The following is a 17,317-nucleotide window of genomic DNA, read 5'->3' on the forward strand; positions in this document are numbered from 1 at the left end:
GCGAAAACCCGCCTCCGCCGCCTCCAGAACCCCGCGGGCGCCCGGACAAACCCCCGCAAGCTGAGGAGACCTCCAGACCAGGTGCGGGACAGCCCGACCAGGGCTGCCTGCCGCCGCACCGTCCGGAGCCCGCCAGGGCACGGTCGCTCCTCCTCTCGGTCGTCGGTTCCCGGGGCCCGCCCGCGGAGGACGCGCCCCCGGCCGCGAAGGACACAGGACGGTCATCGACGCGTGCGACGAACACGCGCAACCTGGGCGAAACGCCCGGTTCGGGAAACCTCGGCGAACGCAGCGTGGAAATTACCGGCCGGTCGTCGACAGCGGTTAACCTCCACACGTGCCACCGGTAATGCGACCTGAACACACGCCACTTCGTCCACTGTCCGCCCTCGCAGCGCTGCTCGGGCCGGACACCTCCCTCCTGCGCCCGGATCTGGGCGCGGACCGACCCCCCGAGGTGCCCGACAGGGAGGTGCACGTCCGCGGTATCACCCACGACTCCCGCAAGGTGGGGCCCGGCGACCTGTACGCCGCCCTGCCCGGGACCCGCGCGCACGGCGCCGACTTCGCCGCGCAGGCGGCCGAGGCGGGCGCCGCCGCCGTCCTCACCGACGGTGACGGGGCCGAGCGGGCCGCCGCCACCGGGCTGCCCGTCGTCGTGGTCCCCGACGCGCGCGCCGCGCTGGGCACGGCGGCCTCGTGGATCTTCAAGGACCCGGCGCAGGACCTGCTGCTGATCGGCACCACCGGCACCAGCGGCAAGACCACCGTCACGTACCTGGTCGAGTCGGGCCTGCGCCACGCCGGGATGCACACCGGCCTCGTCGGCACCGTGGAGATGCGGGTGGGTGACGAGCGCGTCACCTCCTCGCTCACCACGCCGGAGGCCACCGACCTGCACGGCCTGTTCGCCCTCATGCGCGAACGCGGCGTCTCCGCCGCCGCCATGGAGGTCTCCAGCCACGCCCTGGCCCTGGGCCGGGTGGGCGGCACCCGCTACGACGTCGCGGTCTTCACCAACCTGTCCCAGGACCACCTGGACTTCCACTCCGACCTGCGCGACTACTTCGACGCCAAGGCCCGCCTGTTCACCCCCGAGTACTGCGACATCGCGGTGGTCAACGCCGACGACCGCTTCGGCCGCGCGCTCGTGGACATGGTGCAGGCCGACGGCCGCGTCCCCGTCACCACCTTCGCCGTGGACGGCTACACCGACGCCGACCCCGCCACCGCCATGGAGGCCGACTGGCGGGCCGTGGACGTGCGTCTGGGGGCCACGGGGAGCGCCTTCCGCATCGTGGGCCCCGGCGGCATGGAGGCCAACGCCTCCATCGCCCTGCCCGGCCCCTTCAACGTCTCCAACGCGATGGCCGCCATCGTCGGACTGGTCGAGGCCGGGCTGCCGCTGGAGACCGCGATCGCCGGTGTGGCCGCCGCCCCGGGCGTGCCCGGGCGCATGGAACCGGTCGTGGCCAACGCCGTGCCCCACGCCTTCCAGGACTTCACCGCGCTCGTGGACTACTCGCACAAGCCCGGCGCCATCGAGGCCGTCCTGACGGCCCTGCGCGCCACCACCGAGGGCGGGCTGACCATGGTGGTCGGCTGCGGCGGCGACCGCGACCGCGCCAAACGCCCGCTCATGGGCGAGGCCGCCGCGCGCCTGGCCGACCAGGTGGTCATCACCAACGACAACCCGCGCACCGAGGACCCCGTGAGCATCGCCGCGTCGATGCTCGAAGGGGTCGCCAAGGTCCCCGAGGAGCACCGCGCCCGGGTCACGGTGGAGTTCGACCGGGCCGAGGCCATCCGCCTGGCCGTCGAGCGCGCCCGTCCGGGCGATGTGGTGGTCGTCGCTGGAAAGGGTCACGAGACCGGCCAGTACGTCAAGGGCGAGGTACTGCCCTTCGACGACCGCGAGGTGCTGCGCGCGGCCATCGAGGACCACCTCGGCATGAGCGCCCGTGAGCGGCTGGGTGTCGCCCTCCAGGACATCCACCGGGTGCCTGACCAGGGCTGACACCCCGACACTCCCGGAGTGCGAACCAACTCGACGAGGGGGCGCGGGCGCGGCCCGCGCCCCCTCCGAGTCCGTGCCGGACGGCGTCCGAGCGCTTCGGGGCAGGTCCGGGCCGACGGTCACGAAGTGGCGCATATTGCCGCCCGCGGGGCCCGGCGGGATCCCGGACGCCCCAAGATGTTCTAAGGTAGGTCCGGCAATCGCAGCCCGACACGTGACGCCCCCGGTGGCGACCACGACGCGGCCCATGCCGACACCGTGGTGAGGCCCGGCGCGGCAACGCGCGGCATCCGCGGTGTCATCCCCTGACCTGAGACTCCGGCCGGGTGGCCAGCCGCCCCTGTGGCGTCGTGGACCGGGCCTGACATGAGGAGTGGATTTGATCGCGCTCACGCTCGATCGGATCGCTGAGATCACCCAAACCGCCATCGGCGGATCAGCGCGCCCCGAAGCCGTCGTCGACGGCCCCGTCGTCATCGATTCGCGGCAGGCAGCGCCCGGCGCGCTCTTCGTCGCCCTGGGCGGCGAACGCGTCGACGGGCACGACTTCGCCGCGTCCGCGGTCGCGGACGGAGCGGCGGCGGCCCTGGTCTCCCGGCCCGTCGACGCCCCCCACCTCCTGGCGGAGGGCGGGGACGAGGGAGTGGTCGCCGCCCTGACGCGGCTGGCCCGGCACGTCGCGGGAGAACTCAGCGATCCCCGCCGCGGAGCGGAGCGCGCCGAGGTCGTCGCGGTCACCGGATCCTCCGGCAAGACCACGACCAAGGACCTCATCGCGCAGGTCGTGGCCCGTATGGGCCCGACCGTCGCCCCGGCGGGCTCGTTCAACAACGAGATCGGCCACCCCCTCACCGTGCTGCGCGCCGACACCGGCACCCGGTACCTGGTCCTGGAGGCGGCCGCCCGCGGCATCGGGCACATCGCCCACCTGTGCGGCGTGGCCCCGCCCCGGATCGGTGTGGTGCTCAACGTCGGCAGCGCCCACATGGGGGAGTTCGGCGACCGCGACGCCATCGCCAAGGCCAAGGGCGAGCTGGTCGAGGCGCTCCCGCCGGGAGCCGAGGCCAGGGGCGGGGGAGGGGTCGCCGTCCTCAACGCCGACGACCCGCGCGTGAACGCCATGGCCTCGCGCACCCGTGCGCGCGTGGTCACCTACGGACTGGGGGAGGACGCCGCCGTGCGCGCCACGGACGTGGTCCTGCGCGACACGGGCGCCCCCTCCTTCACCCTCCACCTGGCCGGGCGCACCGCCCGGGTGGAACTGGCCCTCGTCGGAGCCCACCAGATCCACAACGCGCTGGCCGCCGCCGCGGTCGCCGACGAACTGGGCATGGACGTGGACGAGATCGCCGCGGCGCTCGGCGCCGCCACACCGGTCAGCCGGTGGCGGATGGAGGTCACCGAGCACGCCGGCGCCACCCTCGTCAACGACGCCTACAACGCCAACCCCGAGTCCATGCGGGCGGCGCTGACCACCCTGGGCGCCCTCGCCCGGGGCCGCCGCTCCATCGCCGTCCTGGCCCACATGGCCGAGCTCGGCGAGGACGGCGGGGTCGAGCACGAGAGGATCGGTGAGCTCGCCGCACGCACGGGCGTGGCCCACCTGGTCGTGGTCGGTGAGGCGGCCGAGGGCATCGCCGTCGGCGCCGAGGGCGCCGCGCGGCAGGGACTGTGGCAGGGCGAGAGCGTCCGCGTGGCGGACGTTCACGAGGCCGCCGCGGCGGTGCGCGCGCGGATGCGCACAGGAGACGTCGTCATTGTGAAGGGATCACGCGTGGCAGGGCTCGAAAGGGTTATCGACCTCATCACGGAGGGTGACGCCCGGTGATCGGCATCACTCTGGCGGCGGCCCTCGCGCTCGTCGTCTCCATGGGGCTGATGCCCCCGCTGATCAAGCTCCTGTACCGGTTCAAGTTCGGCCAGGAGGTCCGCGACGACGGACCCGAGGGCCACAAGACCAAGCAGGGCACGCCCACCATGGGCGGCATCGTCGTCATCCTCGGCGCCGTCGTGGGCTACTTCGGCTCCCACGTGGTGCTCCTGATCGTGCAGCCCAGCTCCAGCGGGCCCACCGCCTCGGGCCTGCTGGTGATGTTCCTGTTCGTCGGGATGGGCTGCGTCGGCTTCCTCGACGACTTCATCAAGATCTACAAGCGCCGCAGCCTGGGCCTGCGCAGCGGCGCGAAGATGGTCGGCCAGGCCATCGTCGGCGTGGGCTTCGCCTACGGCGTCACCCTCTTCCCCAACGGCTACGGCTACACCCCCGCCGCCCCCAGCATCTCCTTCCTCCGCGACTTCGGCCCCCCGCTGATGATCGGCCTGTTCGTCCTGTGGGCCCTCTTCCTCATCGTCGGCTTCTCCAACGCGGTGAACCTGACCGACGGCCTCGACGGCCTGGCCACCGGCGCGACGATCCTGTCCCTGGTCGCCTACGTCATCATCGGCAACTGGCAGCTGCGCCAGTCCTGCGTGTCCTACCTCTCGGACAGCTGCTACACGGTCCGCGACCCCCTGGACCTGGCCGTGGTGGCCGCCTCCGTGCTCGGCTCCTGCATCGCCTTCCTGTGGTTCAACGCCCCGCCCGCCAAGATCTTCATGGGCGACACCGGCTCCCTGGCCCTGGGCGGCCTGATCGTGGGCCTGGCCATCACCACCCGCACCCAGCTCCTGCTTCTGCTCATCGGCGGCCTGTTCGTCATCATCACCCTGTCGGTGATGGTCCAGATCACCTCGTTCCGCCTCACCGGCAAACGCGTGCTGCGCATGGCGCCCCTCCAGCACCACTTCGAGCTCAAGGGCTGGGCCGAACCCACCATCGTGATCCGCTTCTGGATCATCCAGGGCCTGTTCGTGGCGATCGCCATCGGGCTCTTCTACCTGGAATGGATGCCGAGGTAGGCATGGCGCACCACGCTTCCGACACACCGTCCGGCCCCGCACCCGAGGGCGCGCCCATGGAGGGGCGCCGGGTCTGCGTCGCGGGCCTGGGCGTGTCCGGGCCCCCCGTGGCCAGGGCGCTCCTGGCCCGCGGGGCCCGCGTGACGGTCGTCGACGGCCGCGACGACGACACCGTCCGCCCGGTGGCAGACCGGCTCCGGGCGGAGGGCGCCGAGGTGGTCCTTGGCGCCACCCCGCTGCCCGGGGACTGCGACCTGGTCGTCACCTCACCCGGCTGGCGCCCCGACTCCCCGCTGCTGGTCCGGGCCGCCGAGGCCGGGATCGAGGTCATCGGCGACGTCGAACTCGCCTGGCGGCTCAAGCCCGCCGACCAGGTGTGGCTGGCCGTGACCGGCACCAACGGCAAGACCACCACCGTGCGCATGCTGGAGGCGATGCTCCGTGCGGACGGCCGCGACGCGCTCGCCGTCGGCAACGTCGGCACCCCGGTCGTGGAGGCGGTCCAGCCCGACTCCGAGGGCCGCGTCCGCGAGGTCCTGGCCGTGGAGCTGTCCAGCTTCCAACTGCACTGGTCCTCCAGCCTGCGCCCGCACGCCGCGACCGTCCTCAACATCGCCTCCGACCACCTGGACTGGCACGGCGGTCTGGAGCCCTACGCCCGCGCCAAGGGCCGGGTCTACGCGCCCGGGACCGTCCGCGTCGTCAACACCGCCGACGCCTGGTCGGCGCGCCTGGCCGAGGAGGACGGCGACCCGCACACGCCGCTGGTCGGCTTCCGCCTGGACACGCCCCGCGCGGGCGAGGTCGGCGTGGTCGAGGACCTGCTGGTGGACCGGGCCTTCGTCGAGGACCCGCACAGCAGCGCCGAGGAACTGGCCACGCTCTCCGACGTGCGCCCGGCCGCGCCGCACAACGTCGCCAACGCCCTGGCCGCCGCCGCGCTGGCCCGCTCGGTGGGCGTGTACCCCGGTTCGGTCCGGGCCGGGCTGACCGCCTTCGAGCCCGAGCCGCACCGCATCGCCCTCGTGGCCTCGGCGGGAGGCGTGGACTACGTGGACGACTCCAAGGCCACCAACCCGCACGCCGCCGCCGCGTCCCTGGGCGCCTACCCGTCCGTGGTCTGGATCGCGGGCGGCCTGCTCAAGGGCGCCGAGGTCGACGACCTGGCCGCGATGGCCGCCGACCGCCTGCGCGGCGCCGTGCTCATCGGCGCCGACCGCGCCCGGCTGCGCGAGGCCCTGGCCGAACGCGCCCCCGGGGTGCCGGTGCTGGAGGTCGAGGGTCCCGCCGAGGGGGACCGCACCGTCATGGACGCGGTGGTCGCCGCCGCCGCCTCCCTGGCCGGGGAGGGGGACACCGTGCTGCTGGCGCCCGCGGCCGCCTCCATGGATATGTTCACCGACTACCACGAGCGGGGTCGCCTCTTCGCCGAGGCCGTGCGCCGCTTGCTCTGAGTGACGTAACACCGCCCGTGCGTGACAGAATGCGCGCGGGCGGCCCCCACTGTGCCCTCCGCCACGCCACGGGCCGCCAAAGATGGCCAACACGCGCGAAATGTCCACGGCTTCCCACCCGCCGGTACGCCAGTATTGAGGCGCGAATTTCGTGCGGAGGGTGTGGATGGCGGCGACGACGGCGGTTCCCGGGGCGACCCGGTCCAAGGTGCGCGCGGCGGCGGGCGGGCGCGAGCGCGCCCTGTGGCGCGAGTGGGTCCGCCTGCTGGACCGGCCGCTCACCTCGTACTACCTGATCCTGGGTACCTCGGTCCTGCTCATCGCGCTGGGCCTGATGATGGTGCTGTCCTCCACGATGGTCAACTCCATCGACGAGACCGGCTCGGCCTTCTCGATGTTCCAGCAGCAGCTGGTCTCGGCCGCCCTCGGCCTGCCGCTGATGCTCCTCGCCTCCCACCTGCCCCAGCGGATCTTCCGGCTGGTCGGCTACCCGGCGATGATCGTCTCGGCGGCACTGCTGCTGCTCACCGTCTTCCAGGGCGTGGAGGTCAACGGCGCCACCCGCTGGCTGGACCTGGGCGGCCTGGTCATCCAGCCCTCCGAACCGGCCAAGCTCGCCTTCGCCCTGTGGGGCGCCAACATCCTGGCCCGCAAGGAGGAGCTGCGCGAGCTCACCGAGTGGCGGCACCTGCTCATCCCGCTGCTGCCCGGATGCGGCCTGCTGGTCCTGCTGGTGCTGATGGGCTCCAACCTGTCCACGGGCCTGGTGTTCCTGGTCACCTTCCTGGGCCTGCTGTGGGTGGTCGGCGCGCCCGGCAGGCTCTTCGGGGCCATGTTCGGCCTGGTCCTGGGACTGGCCGCCATCGCCATCGCCATCGAGCCCTACCGCATGGCGCGCGTCACCTCCTTCCTGGACCCCGAGGCCGACCCCCTGGGTTCGGGCATGCAGTCGCTGCACAGCCTCTACGCCCTGGGCACCGGCGGGATCCTCGGCGTCGGCATCGGTGAGAGTCGTGAGAAGTGGGGCTTCCTGCCCTTCGCCGAGTCCGACTTCGTCTTCGCCATCATCGGCGAGGAGTTCGGCCTCATCGGCACCCTGCTCATGCTCGTCCTGTTCGGCATGCTCGGCTACGCCGGTCTGCGCGTGGCCTTCCGCGTCAAGGAGCCCTTCCCCCGCCTGGCCTCCTTCGCCATCGTCGCCTGGATCATGGGCCAGGCCATGATCAACATGGGCGCCGTCATCGGGCTGCTGCCCGTCACCGGCGTCCCGCTGCCCCTGGTCTCCTACGGGGGCTCGTCCCTGGTGACCACCATGGTGGCCCTGGGCGTGCTGCTGGCGCTGGCCAAGACCGAGCCCGAGGCGCGCAAGGCGCTGGAGGCCCGGGGTCCCAGTCGGGTGCAAAGGGCTCTAAGCTGGCTGGGCCTGGACAACATCGCCGCCTCGGTCAGCAACCTCGGCGGCGCGGCGGCGTCCGGGCGACCCACCACGGCACGCGGCCCACGCACGGCGGGCGCCCGCGGTGGCAGGACAACGGCCAAGCACAGGAGCGGACCGGTCCCGGCGGGTGACCGGCCAAGGAGGAATCGGCGACGATGAGGGTAGCCCTCGCCGGAGGCGGCACGGCCGGGCATATCGAGCCCGCACTCTCCCTTGCGGACGCGCTGCGGCGCATGGACCCCAGCACGGAGATCCTCTGCCTGGGCACCGAGCGGGGCCTGGAGACCCGTCTGGTGCCCATGCGCGGCTACGAGCTGGGCATCATCCCGGCCGTCCCCCTGCCGCGCAGGCTCACCCCGCAGCTGCTCAGCGTGCCCGGCAAGCTCGCGGGCGCCCTCAGCGCGGCCGGTGAGCACCTGGACCGCCTCCAGGCCGACATCATCGTCGGTTTCGGCGGCTACGTGGCCACGCCCGGCTACCTGGCCGCCCGCCGCAGGCGCATCCCCATCGTCGTCCACGAGGCCAACCCCCTGCCGGGCCTGGCCAACCGGCTGGGCGCGCGCCTGACCCCGCACGTGTTCACCGGCCACCCCCACACCCAGATCCGCAACGGCCGCTTCGTGGGCATCCCGCTGCGCCAGCAGATCACCTCGCTCGACCGGCTGGCCATGGGAGACAAGGCCCGCACCTACTTCGGCCTGCGCCACGACCTGCCCACCCTGCTGATCTTCGGCGGCTCCCAGGGCGCCCAGCGCATCAACGAGACCGCCTACGCCGCCCGCGACGCCTTCCGCGACAGCGGTGTCCAGGTCCTGCACGTGGTCGGCCCCAAGAACGCCGACGAGCCCCAGGACCTCACCCAGATGGGCGTCCCCTACGTCGCCGTCCCCTACGTGGACCGCATGGACATGGCCTACGCCGCCGCCGACGTGGCCATGTGCCGCTCCGGCGCGATGACCTGCGCGGAGCTGACCGCCGTCGGCCTGCCCGGCGCGTTCGTGCCGCTGGCCATCGGCAACGGCGAGCAGGCCCTCAACGCCGAACCCATCGTCCAGGCGGGCGGCGGGATGGTGGTCAACAACGCCGACGTCTCCGTCGAGTGGGTCACCCGGCAGCTCATCCCGCTGCTCACCGACACCGACCGGGTCGTGGCCATGTCCGAGGCGGCCGCCCGGATGGGCCGCCGCGACGCCGACATGGAACTGGCCCGCGAGGTCACGGCCATCGCCCGCGGCGACAAACCCACGCCCGACATGCCCGTGCCCGAGGACGACGGCGACGAGGCCTTCTACGACGACGGGAAGGACACCCGATGAGCCTGGTGCGGCAGACCGAGCCGGTGCCCGTGGACAAGCTGGGCCGTACCCACTTCATCGGCCTGGGCGGGGCGGGCATGTCCGGCATCGCCCGAGTCCTGCTCCAGTCGGGAGTGGAGGTCTCGGGCAGCGACGCCCGCGACAGCGACACCCTGCGTGAACTGGAGCAGATGGGCGCCGACGTCCACGTGGGGCACGCCGCCGAGAACCTCGGCACGGCGGAGACCCTGGTGGTCTCCTCCGCCATCCGCGAGGACAACCCCGAACTGGCCGAGGCGCGCCGCCGCGGCCTGCGGGTGCTGCCCCGGGCCGCGGCCCTGGGCGCGCTGCTGCTGGGTCGCGAGGGCGTCGCCGTCTCGGGCACCCACGGCAAGACCACCACCACGTCCATGGTCGCGGTGGTGCTCCAGCACGTGGGCGCCGACCCCGGCTACGTCATCGGCGGCAAGCTGGTCACCACCGGCCTGGGCGCCGACGCCGGCATCGGCGAGGTCATCGCGGTGGAGGCCGACGAGAGCGACGGCTCCTTCCTCATGCTCTCCCCCAAGATCGCCGTGGTCACCAACGTCGAGGCCGACCACCTGGACAACTACAGCGGCATCGAGGAGATCCACGCCAACTTCGCCTCGTTCGTCGACCGGGTCGAGCGCACGCTCGTCGTGGGCGTGGACGACCCCGGCGCCCGCCGGGTGGCCGAGCTGGCCCGCGAGCGCGGCAAACGGGTGCTCACCTACGGCGAGGCCGAGGACGCCGACTACCGCGTCACCCGGGTGCGCGCCCGCGGCTTCACCACCGAGTTCACCATCCGCACCGCGGGCGGGGAGCCCGTGGACGGCCAGCTCGCCGTCCCGGGCCGCCACAACGTGCTCAACGCGGCCGCGGCCGTCGCGGTCGCCGACGAGCTGGGCCACGACCTGGAGGTGGCGGTGGAGGGCATCGCCGACTTCGCCGGCGCCGCGCGCCGCTTCGAGCCCAAGGGCGAGGCGGGGGGAGTGGCCGTCTACGACAGCTACGCCCACCACCCCACCGAGATCGAGGCCGACCTGCGCGCGACCCGGGCGGCGCTGGAGTCCCTGGCCGAGGAGGCGCGCGAGGCCGGTCGGGAGCACGCCGGGGGCAGGGTCCTGGCCCTGTTCCAGCCCCACCTGTACAGCCGCACCCGCATCTTCGCCGAGGAGTTCGCCGCCGCGCTGAGCCTGGCCGACGAGGTCGTGGTCACCGAGGTCTACGCGGCCCGCGAGGACCCCGAGCCCGGGGTCACCGGCGAGCTGATCACCTCCCGTGTCGCGCACGACCGCGTGCGGTACGTACCCGGCCGCGACGAGGCCGTGCGCCGGGCGGCCGAGCTGGCCCGCCCCGGCGACATCGTGCTCACCATGGGCGCCGGCGACGTCACCGAGCTGGGCCCGCGCATCGTCGAGGCGCTCGCCGAGAGGGCCGACGGCACCGGGAACTGAGGCGGGAGCGGCGGACGACGGGGGAAACGGACGAGCAGACACACGGAAGGGGCGTAGGTGGTCGCTGGGCAGGAGGAGGCCGCTGAACAGGCGGTGCCGCGCAAGCGGTCCGATCCCTGGAAGTTCGCCTTCGTGGCTCTGCTGGTGGTCGCCCTGGTCTGCGTGGTCGCCTGGCTGCTGCTCGGCTCCCGCCTGCTCGTGGTCCGCGACGTCGCGGTCACCGGCCTGGACCGGATCCCCTCCGAGGAGGTGGTCGCGGCAGTGGGCGTGGCCACCGGGACACCCCTGATCAGGGTCGACCTCGACCGGAGCGTGGAGCGGGCCGAGGCGCTGCCCCTGGTGGAGTCGGCCACGGTCAGCCGCGGCTGGCCCGCCACCCTGGAGGTCGAGGTGGTCGAACGCCAGCCGCTGCTGGCCGTCCGGGTGGGGGAGGACTACCGGCTGGTCGACGCCGACGGCGTGCGCATCGAGGACGCGTCGAGCCTTCCCGACGCCTACCCGCTGGTCCGCGTCACCGGGGAGGTCGAGGGCAACGAGGCCGTCGCCGCGGCCGCCGACATCGTCGAACGGGCACCGGACTCCCTCCTCTCCCGGATCCGGCTCATCGACGCCACCGACCCCGAGGCGATCACCGTCGAACTCGCCGAGGACGCCCGCGTCGAGTGGGGCTCGCCCGAGGAGACCGCGCGCAAGAGCGACGTCCTGCGGGTGCTCATCGGTGAACACCCGCCGCAGGAGGACCGCGTCTACGACGTGTCCGCGCCCGACCTCGCGGTCGTGAGGTGAAGCGTTCCCAGACACCAGACACAGGAAAGGGAAGGGGCGGGGGCCGGGCCGGAGGGTCCCGGCGGGACCCTCCGGCGGCCTGCGCGGACATTCCAGACGCGACGCGCCGAGGGCGCACATCGCTTCCCCGTGTTGTGCGCCGTTAGGCTGAACTCGTCATCGGTTGCCCGTGGTCGGCGGTCCGCTTACTGTCGGGAAACACAACCGAACGTCAACAAAGCACCAGAACAGGCTTTTCGGGTACGCGGGAACCGTTCCGCCCCACGGCGGACCGCACCAGCCCTCCCCGGGCGGGTGGACGGAGGCTCCGGCGGTCCGGGGTCCCCCGGTCACGGCGTCGTGGACGACCCGTCGGGGAACCCGAAACGCACACTGTAGAACCGGATGCCGGACCAACGGCGCCTCCGGTGGCGCACAGCCACCGGTCGCGGTGACGGAACGGCGTAAGCGAGCGGAAAGGCCCCTCGTCGTGGCAGCACCGCAGAACTACCTCGCGGTCATCAAAGTCGTCGGCATCGGCGGCGGCGGTGTCAACGCCGTCAACCGAATGATCGAAGAGGGGCTCAAGGGCGTCGAGTTCATCGCCATCAACACTGACGCCCAGGCGCTGCTGATGAGTGACGCAGACGTCAAGCTGGACGTCGGGCGCGAACTCACCCGCGGCCTCGGAGCCGGCGCCAACCCCGATGTCGGCCGCAAGGCGGCCGAGGACCACCGGGAGGAGATCGAGGAGGTCCTCAAGGGGGCCGACATGGTCTTCGTCACCGCTGGTGAGGGCGGTGGAACCGGAACCGGGGGCGCCCCGGTGGTGGCCAACATCGCCCGGTCCCTGGGCGCCCTGACCATCGGCGTGGTCACCCGTCCCTTCGGATTCGAGGGCAAGAGGCGGGCCACCCAAGCCGAGTCGGGGATAGCGATGCTCCGCGAGGAGGTCGACACCCTCATCGTGATCCCCAACGACCGGCTGCTGTCCATCTCCGACCGCCAGGTCAGCGTGTTGGACGCCTTCAAGGCCGCCGACCAGGTACTCCTGTCCGGTGTGCAGGGCATCACCGATCTGATCACCACGCCGGGACTCATCAACCTGGACTTCGCCGACGTCAAGTCGGTCATGTCCGGGGCGGGATCGGCGCTCATGGGCATCGGGTCGGCACGCGGGGACGACCGGGCGGTCGCGGCGGCGGAGATGGCGATCTCCTCACCACTTCTGGAAGCGAGTATCGACGGGGCCCACGGCGTGCTGCTGTCCATCCAGGGCGGCTCCGACCTGGGGCTCTTCGAGATCAACGAGGCGGCGCAGCTCGTCGCGAACTCGGCGGCGCCCGAGGCCAACATCATCTTCGGCGCCGTCATCGACGACGCCCTGGGCGACGAGGTGAGGGTCACCGTCATCGCGGCCGGCTTCGACGAACCGGAGGGCGTGCTCCCGGTGGTGCGGGAGCGCCAGCCGGTGGACCCTCCTGAGGCCGCCGCCCCCAAGGCAGGCATCACGTCCGGCAGGGAGGAACGGACCGCTCCGGCGGCGCCCGCCTCCGCGGACGCGAGCGGGGCGTCGGCCGCCAACATGCCGTGGATCACACCGTCCCGTCCGGCCGAGTCCGCCCCGGAGCCACAGTGGACGCCGCCGGCGCCCCAGACTCCGCCGGTCCAGCAGCCGGTCGAGGCCGAGCCCGCCCACCAGGAGCAGTACACCCAGGCAGCTCCGGCCGAGCCGGGCCCGACACAGCAGACCCCGTCCCACGGCACGTCCGCCTTCCAGGCGGAGGCCCAGCCGACCGAACCGGTTCGCGCCGAGGAGCCCGCTCCGGCCGAGGAGGAGCCCGCCGCGCGCGAGGGCGGCCACGCGGGTCACATCCACGCGGTCTCGGACGCCACCGCCGAGCGGCGCGGGGACGTGCCCACGCCCCGGCGCCGGGTCATCTTCGACGACCCCGACGACCTCGACGTCCCGGAGTTCCTGAAGTAGCTCCGACCCCGGCCCTCGGGCCGGGGTCGTCGCCGCTTCCGGGGCGGTGTCCGCCCAGTCGGGGACGGTTCGGGCGGTGGTAGTGTCCTGGACCGGGGGGACGGCGAGGCGGGCCCCGCGGGAGCCCGCTCCCGCAAGGAGCCCGCGCCGGGGCCGGGATCCGGCCGTTACCGGCCGCCGGCCTCGAACGCCCGCCGGGCGACGCGGCCCGGGGATCCCCCTCCGGCAGGAGCGGGGAGGAAACACCACCGGATGAGCAACGTCATCGACCTGGGCCACGGGATCCGTGCCGCCGTCACCGAACGGCACGGAGGAGTGAGCGCCCCGCCCTACGACTCTCTCAACATGAGTCTGGGCTCGGAGGACGAGCGCGAGGCGGTGCTGGCCAACCGCAAGATCGCCGCCCGCGACCTGGGGTTCGACGTCGACCGGGTCGTGTGGATGCACCAGGTGCACAGCGCCGACGTCCTCGTGGCCACCGGACCCGGGGGCGCGGGCACCTGCGACGGGGTGGTCACCACCCGCTCCGACCTGGTCCTGGCCTCGATGGCCGCCGACTGCCTGCCGGTCCTGGCCGCCGACGCCGAGGCCGGAGTCCTGGGCGCCGCGCACTCCGGCCGCCTGGGTACCGCGCACGGCGTGGCCGCCAACCTGGTCGCGGCGATGACCGGCCAGGGAGCCCGCGCCGACCGGATCACCGCCTACCTGGGCCCCGCCATCTGCGGCGGGTGCTACGAGGTCCCGCCCCACGTGCGCGACGAGACCGCGCTCGGGGCCCCCGAGGCCGCCTGCACCACGAGCCGGGGCACCGCCGGAGTGGACATGCGCGCCGCCGTCACCGCCCAGCTGCGCCGGGCGGGCGTCACCGACATCCGGGCCGACGGCCGCTGCACCCTGGAGAGCCCCGAACTGTTCTCCCACCGCGGTCAGGCGCCGACCGGCAGGTTCGCCGCCTTCCTCTGGCGCGTCTGAACGTCGCACCCGGCCACCAGGATGGTGTCGTGGGACCACCGGGGCAGCCCGGTTTCCTCTTCCGCCTCCGTCATGTGCCGGGGTCCGTGCGTCTCCCGGGCGGTTCCGCGCCCGGCTGCGCCGGGCGCCACGGTGCCCCCGGCCCCGCGCCGGACGCGGGGCCCCGACGGGCCCGGCGTTCCCGAGGTCCGGGGTACCCGGGGTGACGGGGGTGTAGGAAGTAGAGCGAATGGGATCCGTCCCAGCGAAAGAAGGAGCACCGTGACACACGCCGACCCGGCTCGCGTCGAGCAGGTCCGCGCCAACCTCGCCGCCGCGCGGGCCAGGATCGAGGCGGCCTGCGCCAGGGCCGACCGCAGCCCCGGCGAGGTGTCCCTGGTCGCCGTCACCAAGACACACCCGGCCTCCGATGTGCGGATTCTCGCCTCACTCGGTGTGACCGACGTGGGCGAGAACCGCGACCAGGAGGCGGCGCCCAAGGCCGCCGAGACCGCTGACCTGGGCCTGACCTGGCACTTCGTGGGCCAGTTGCAGACCAACAAGGCGCGGTCGGTGGCCTCCTACGCCGATGTCGTCCACTCGGTCGACCGGGCCAGGCTGGCCCGGGTGCTGGGGGAGCGCGCCGCCGCGGCCGGACGGAGCCTGACCTGCCTGGTCCAGGTCAACCTCGACGCGGACTCGCGGGCCGGGGTGATCGGTCCGCGCGGGGGTGTCGACCCGGAGGACGCGCTCGAACTCGCCGCGCGGATCGAGGAGCACGAGGCGCTCGCGCTGGGCGGCGTCATGGCGGTCGCCCCCCGCGAGGGCGACCCCTCGGCCGCCTTCGCCCGTCTCCAGGGGGTCGCGACCCGTATCCGCGATCGCTATCCTCGGGCGACGGTGGTGTCCGCGGGCATGAGCGGGGACCTGGAGGCGGCGGTCGAGCGAGGCGCGACACACCTGCGACTCGGTACGGCGTTGCTCGGCAACCGGGGACCGATCGTGGGGTAATGTCCCCACATAGACCTTGGAACCCGTCTGTGGAGTTCGCCCGAATGGACGCTCTCCCCGAGAACGGACGGGACAGTGCGAAGGAGTCGGCTGCGGTGAAGGCCGCGGGGACGACGGAGGACATGAGATGGCCGGCGCGATGCGCAAGATGGCGGTCTACCTCGGCCTCGTGGAGGACGACCGTTACGATCACCGCTATGCGGACGAATATGATGAGTTCGACGATTTCGACGAGGGGGTGGAAGAGCAGCGTGAACGCGACGCTGACGCCCCGCCCGGCGAGGAAGCGCGAGGCGACGTGATGGACACCGGCGGTTACCTGGGCTCAGGTCGCGGTGGCACGACCGCGACCGCTTCCACCGCCGACCTCGCGCGGATCACCACGCTCCATCCGCGTACCTACAACGAGGCGCGTACCATCGGAGAGCACTTCCGAGAGGGTACGCCGGTGATCATGAACCTGACCGAGATGGTCGACAGCGACGCCAAGCGTCTGGTCGACTTCGCGGCTGGTCTGATCTTCGGTCTGCATGGCAGTATCGAACGCGTCACCAACAAGGTGTTCCTGCTGTCCCCGGCCAACGTCGAGGTGACTGCCGAGGACAAGGCGCGGATCGCCGAGCGAGGGTTCTTCAATCAGAGCTAGAACGTCACATTTGTCCAGAGATTGGGTCGAGGAACGACCGTGAGTACCGTCCTGTCCGTGCTGATCATCATCCTGCAGCTGTTTGTCTTCGTGCTGCTGGCCAGGGTGATCCTGGAGATGGTGCAGTCCTTCTCCAGATCGTGGCGCCCCACGGGGTTCGTGCTCGTGATCGCCGAGATCGTGTACACGATCACCGACCCGCCACTGAGTTTCCTGCGTCGGTTCATCAAGCCCGTACGTCTGGGGAGCATCGCGCTCGACCTGAGCGTCCTGGTGCTCTTCTTCGGCGTCTACATCTTGATCGCACTGCTCGGGAGCTTCGCCTAGCAGAAGAGTAGACGTAGGCGGAAGGAACCGCCCCGGATTCCGCTATGTGGTCTTGGTCATGATCTGGATTGCCGTAAGGTCACGATCATGTAGCGTCCCTACGGACAGACTCCAAGCGCGCCAAGGAGACGAACATGCCGCTGACACCCGCCGATGTGCGGAACAAGCAGTTCAGTACCACCCGGCTCCGACCGGGATACGACGAAGAAGAGGTCGACGCCTTCCTCGACGAGGTCGAGTCCGAGCTCGACCGCCTGATCCAGGAGAACGAGGAACTGCGCGGCAAGCTGGCCGAGTGCCTGCGGGGCAAGGTGCCCAACGCCGGCATGCAGGACTTCCAGCAGCAGGACCAGGCGCCCGAGCCGCAGCAGCACGAGCAGATGCGTCCCGAGCCCGTCCAGCCGCCGCAGGCCGTCGAGCCCCAGCCCCCGGTCCAGCAGCAGATGCAGATGGCCGGCCCCGGCATGGGCATGGGCGGCGAGGAGAACATGGACACGGCCGCCCGTGTCCTGGCCCTCGCGCAGCAGACCGCCGACCAGGCGATCTCCGACGCCCGCCGCGAGGCCGACGAGACCCTCGGCCGCGCCCGCCACGAGTCCGAGGACATCCTCGGCAAGGCCCGCCGCCAGGCCGACCAGATCATCGGTGAGGCCCGCGCCCGCTCCGAGAACCTCGACCGCGACGCGCAGGAGCGCCACCGCCAGGTCATGGGCAGCCTCGTCCAGCAGCGCGAGGAGCTGGAGCACAAGGTCAACGTGCTCAAGGACTTCGAGCGTGAGTACCGCAGCCGCCTCAAGGACTACTTCGAGCGCCAGCTGCGCGAGCTCAAGAGCGAGGAGGAGAAGGCCCAGGAGCTGAACAACCCGAACACCACGGGCGGCTTCCAGACCATGGCCCCGCAGACCGGCGGGACGCCCTCGCTCCAGCACGGCCCCACGGGCAACCCGTTCGGGCAGCCCGAGCCGGCCCAGCACGGCGGGTTCCACCCGGGCGAGCCGCACGAGCGCCGCTGATCGCCGCGGCGTCTGCTCGAACAACTGAAGACTCCGG

General features: G+C 72.3%; 14 protein-coding genes. All 14 read left to right on the forward strand.

Features of this window, described 5'->3' with window-relative positions:
• Nucleotides 1-349 precede the first annotated feature (349 nt).
• Nucleotides 350-2,017: a UDP-N-acetylmuramoyl-L-alanyl-D-glutamate--2,6-diaminopimelate ligase gene (locus HGB44_RS08625; RefSeq protein ID WP_168443983.1), complete on the forward strand. Its 1,668-nt coding sequence runs from the start codon at nucleotides 350-352 to the stop codon at nucleotides 2,015-2,017.
• A gap of 379 nt (nucleotides 2,018-2,396) precedes the next feature.
• Nucleotides 2,397-3,845, forward strand: coding sequence for a UDP-N-acetylmuramoyl-tripeptide--D-alanyl-D-alanine ligase (locus HGB44_RS08630; RefSeq protein WP_061078481.1), 1,449 nt, complete (start codon nucleotides 2,397-2,399; stop codon nucleotides 3,843-3,845).
• A complete protein-coding gene (gene mraY / locus HGB44_RS08635) occupies nucleotides 3,842-4,915 on the forward strand; it encodes a phospho-N-acetylmuramoyl-pentapeptide-transferase (protein WP_061078482.1) in 1,074 nt (357 codons plus the stop codon). Before HGB44_RS08630 ends, mraY begins: the two co-directional genes overlap by 4 nt.
• A 2-nt stretch (nucleotides 4,916-4,917) precedes the next feature.
• Nucleotides 4,918-6,369 (forward strand): UDP-N-acetylmuramoyl-L-alanine--D-glutamate ligase, encoded by a 1,452-nt coding sequence (gene murD, locus HGB44_RS08640; RefSeq protein ID WP_061078483.1) that lies wholly within the window; start codon nucleotides 4,918-4,920, stop codon nucleotides 6,367-6,369.
• Nucleotides 6,370-6,535: 166 nt separating this feature from the next.
• Nucleotides 6,536-7,966, forward strand: a complete 1,431-nt coding sequence (gene ftsW, locus HGB44_RS08645) for a putative lipid II flippase FtsW (RefSeq protein WP_061078484.1) — start codon at nucleotides 6,536-6,538, stop codon at nucleotides 7,964-7,966.
• The gene (gene murG, locus HGB44_RS08650) at nucleotides 7,963-9,123 is read left to right on the forward strand and encodes an undecaprenyldiphospho-muramoylpentapeptide beta-N-acetylglucosaminyltransferase (protein ID WP_061078485.1); all 1,161 of its coding nucleotides are present in this window, start codon (nucleotides 7,963-7,965) and stop codon (nucleotides 9,121-9,123) included. The genes ftsW and murG overlap by 4 nt, the downstream gene beginning before the upstream one ends.
• Nucleotides 9,120-10,580: a UDP-N-acetylmuramate--L-alanine ligase gene (gene murC, locus HGB44_RS08655; protein ID WP_061078486.1), complete on the forward strand. Its 1,461-nt coding sequence runs from the start codon at nucleotides 9,120-9,122 to the stop codon at nucleotides 10,578-10,580. Before murG ends, murC begins: the two co-directional genes overlap by 4 nt.
• 57 nt (nucleotides 10,581-10,637) lie before the next feature.
• On the forward strand, nucleotides 10,638-11,366 hold the full coding sequence (locus HGB44_RS08660; RefSeq protein ID WP_061078487.1) for a cell division protein FtsQ/DivIB: 729 nt from the start codon (nucleotides 10,638-10,640) through the stop codon (nucleotides 11,364-11,366).
• Between the two features lie 469 nt (nucleotides 11,367-11,835).
• On the forward strand, nucleotides 11,836-13,332 hold the full coding sequence (ftsZ, locus tag HGB44_RS08665; protein ID WP_061078488.1) for a cell division protein FtsZ: 1,497 nt from the start codon (nucleotides 11,836-11,838) through the stop codon (nucleotides 13,330-13,332).
• Between the two features lie 252 nt (nucleotides 13,333-13,584).
• Complete coding sequence (gene pgeF / locus HGB44_RS08670) at nucleotides 13,585-14,304, forward strand: peptidoglycan editing factor PgeF (protein WP_061078489.1); 720 nt, start codon at nucleotides 13,585-13,587, stop codon at nucleotides 14,302-14,304.
• A gap of 261 nt (nucleotides 14,305-14,565) precedes the next feature.
• The gene (locus HGB44_RS08675) at nucleotides 14,566-15,294 is read left to right on the forward strand and encodes a YggS family pyridoxal phosphate-dependent enzyme (protein ID WP_061078490.1); all 729 of its coding nucleotides are present in this window, start codon (nucleotides 14,566-14,568) and stop codon (nucleotides 15,292-15,294) included.
• Between the two features lie 127 nt (nucleotides 15,295-15,421).
• A complete protein-coding gene (locus HGB44_RS08680) occupies nucleotides 15,422-15,940 on the forward strand; it encodes a cell division protein SepF (protein ID WP_013151954.1) in 519 nt (172 codons plus the stop codon).
• Nucleotides 15,941-15,979: 39 nt separating this feature from the next.
• Nucleotides 15,980-16,267 (forward strand): YggT family protein, encoded by a 288-nt coding sequence (locus HGB44_RS08685; protein ID WP_061078491.1) that lies wholly within the window; start codon nucleotides 15,980-15,982, stop codon nucleotides 16,265-16,267.
• Between the two features lie 134 nt (nucleotides 16,268-16,401).
• Entirely contained in the window at nucleotides 16,402-17,280 is an 879-nt protein-coding gene (locus HGB44_RS08690; protein ID WP_061078492.1) for a DivIVA domain-containing protein, read from the forward strand.
• The last annotated feature ends 37 nt before the right edge of the window (nucleotides 17,281-17,317 follow it).

The sequence above is a fragment of the Nocardiopsis alborubida genome (assembly GCF_012396365.1).
Lineage (GTDB): Bacteria > Actinomycetota > Actinomycetes > Streptosporangiales > Streptosporangiaceae > Nocardiopsis > Nocardiopsis alborubida.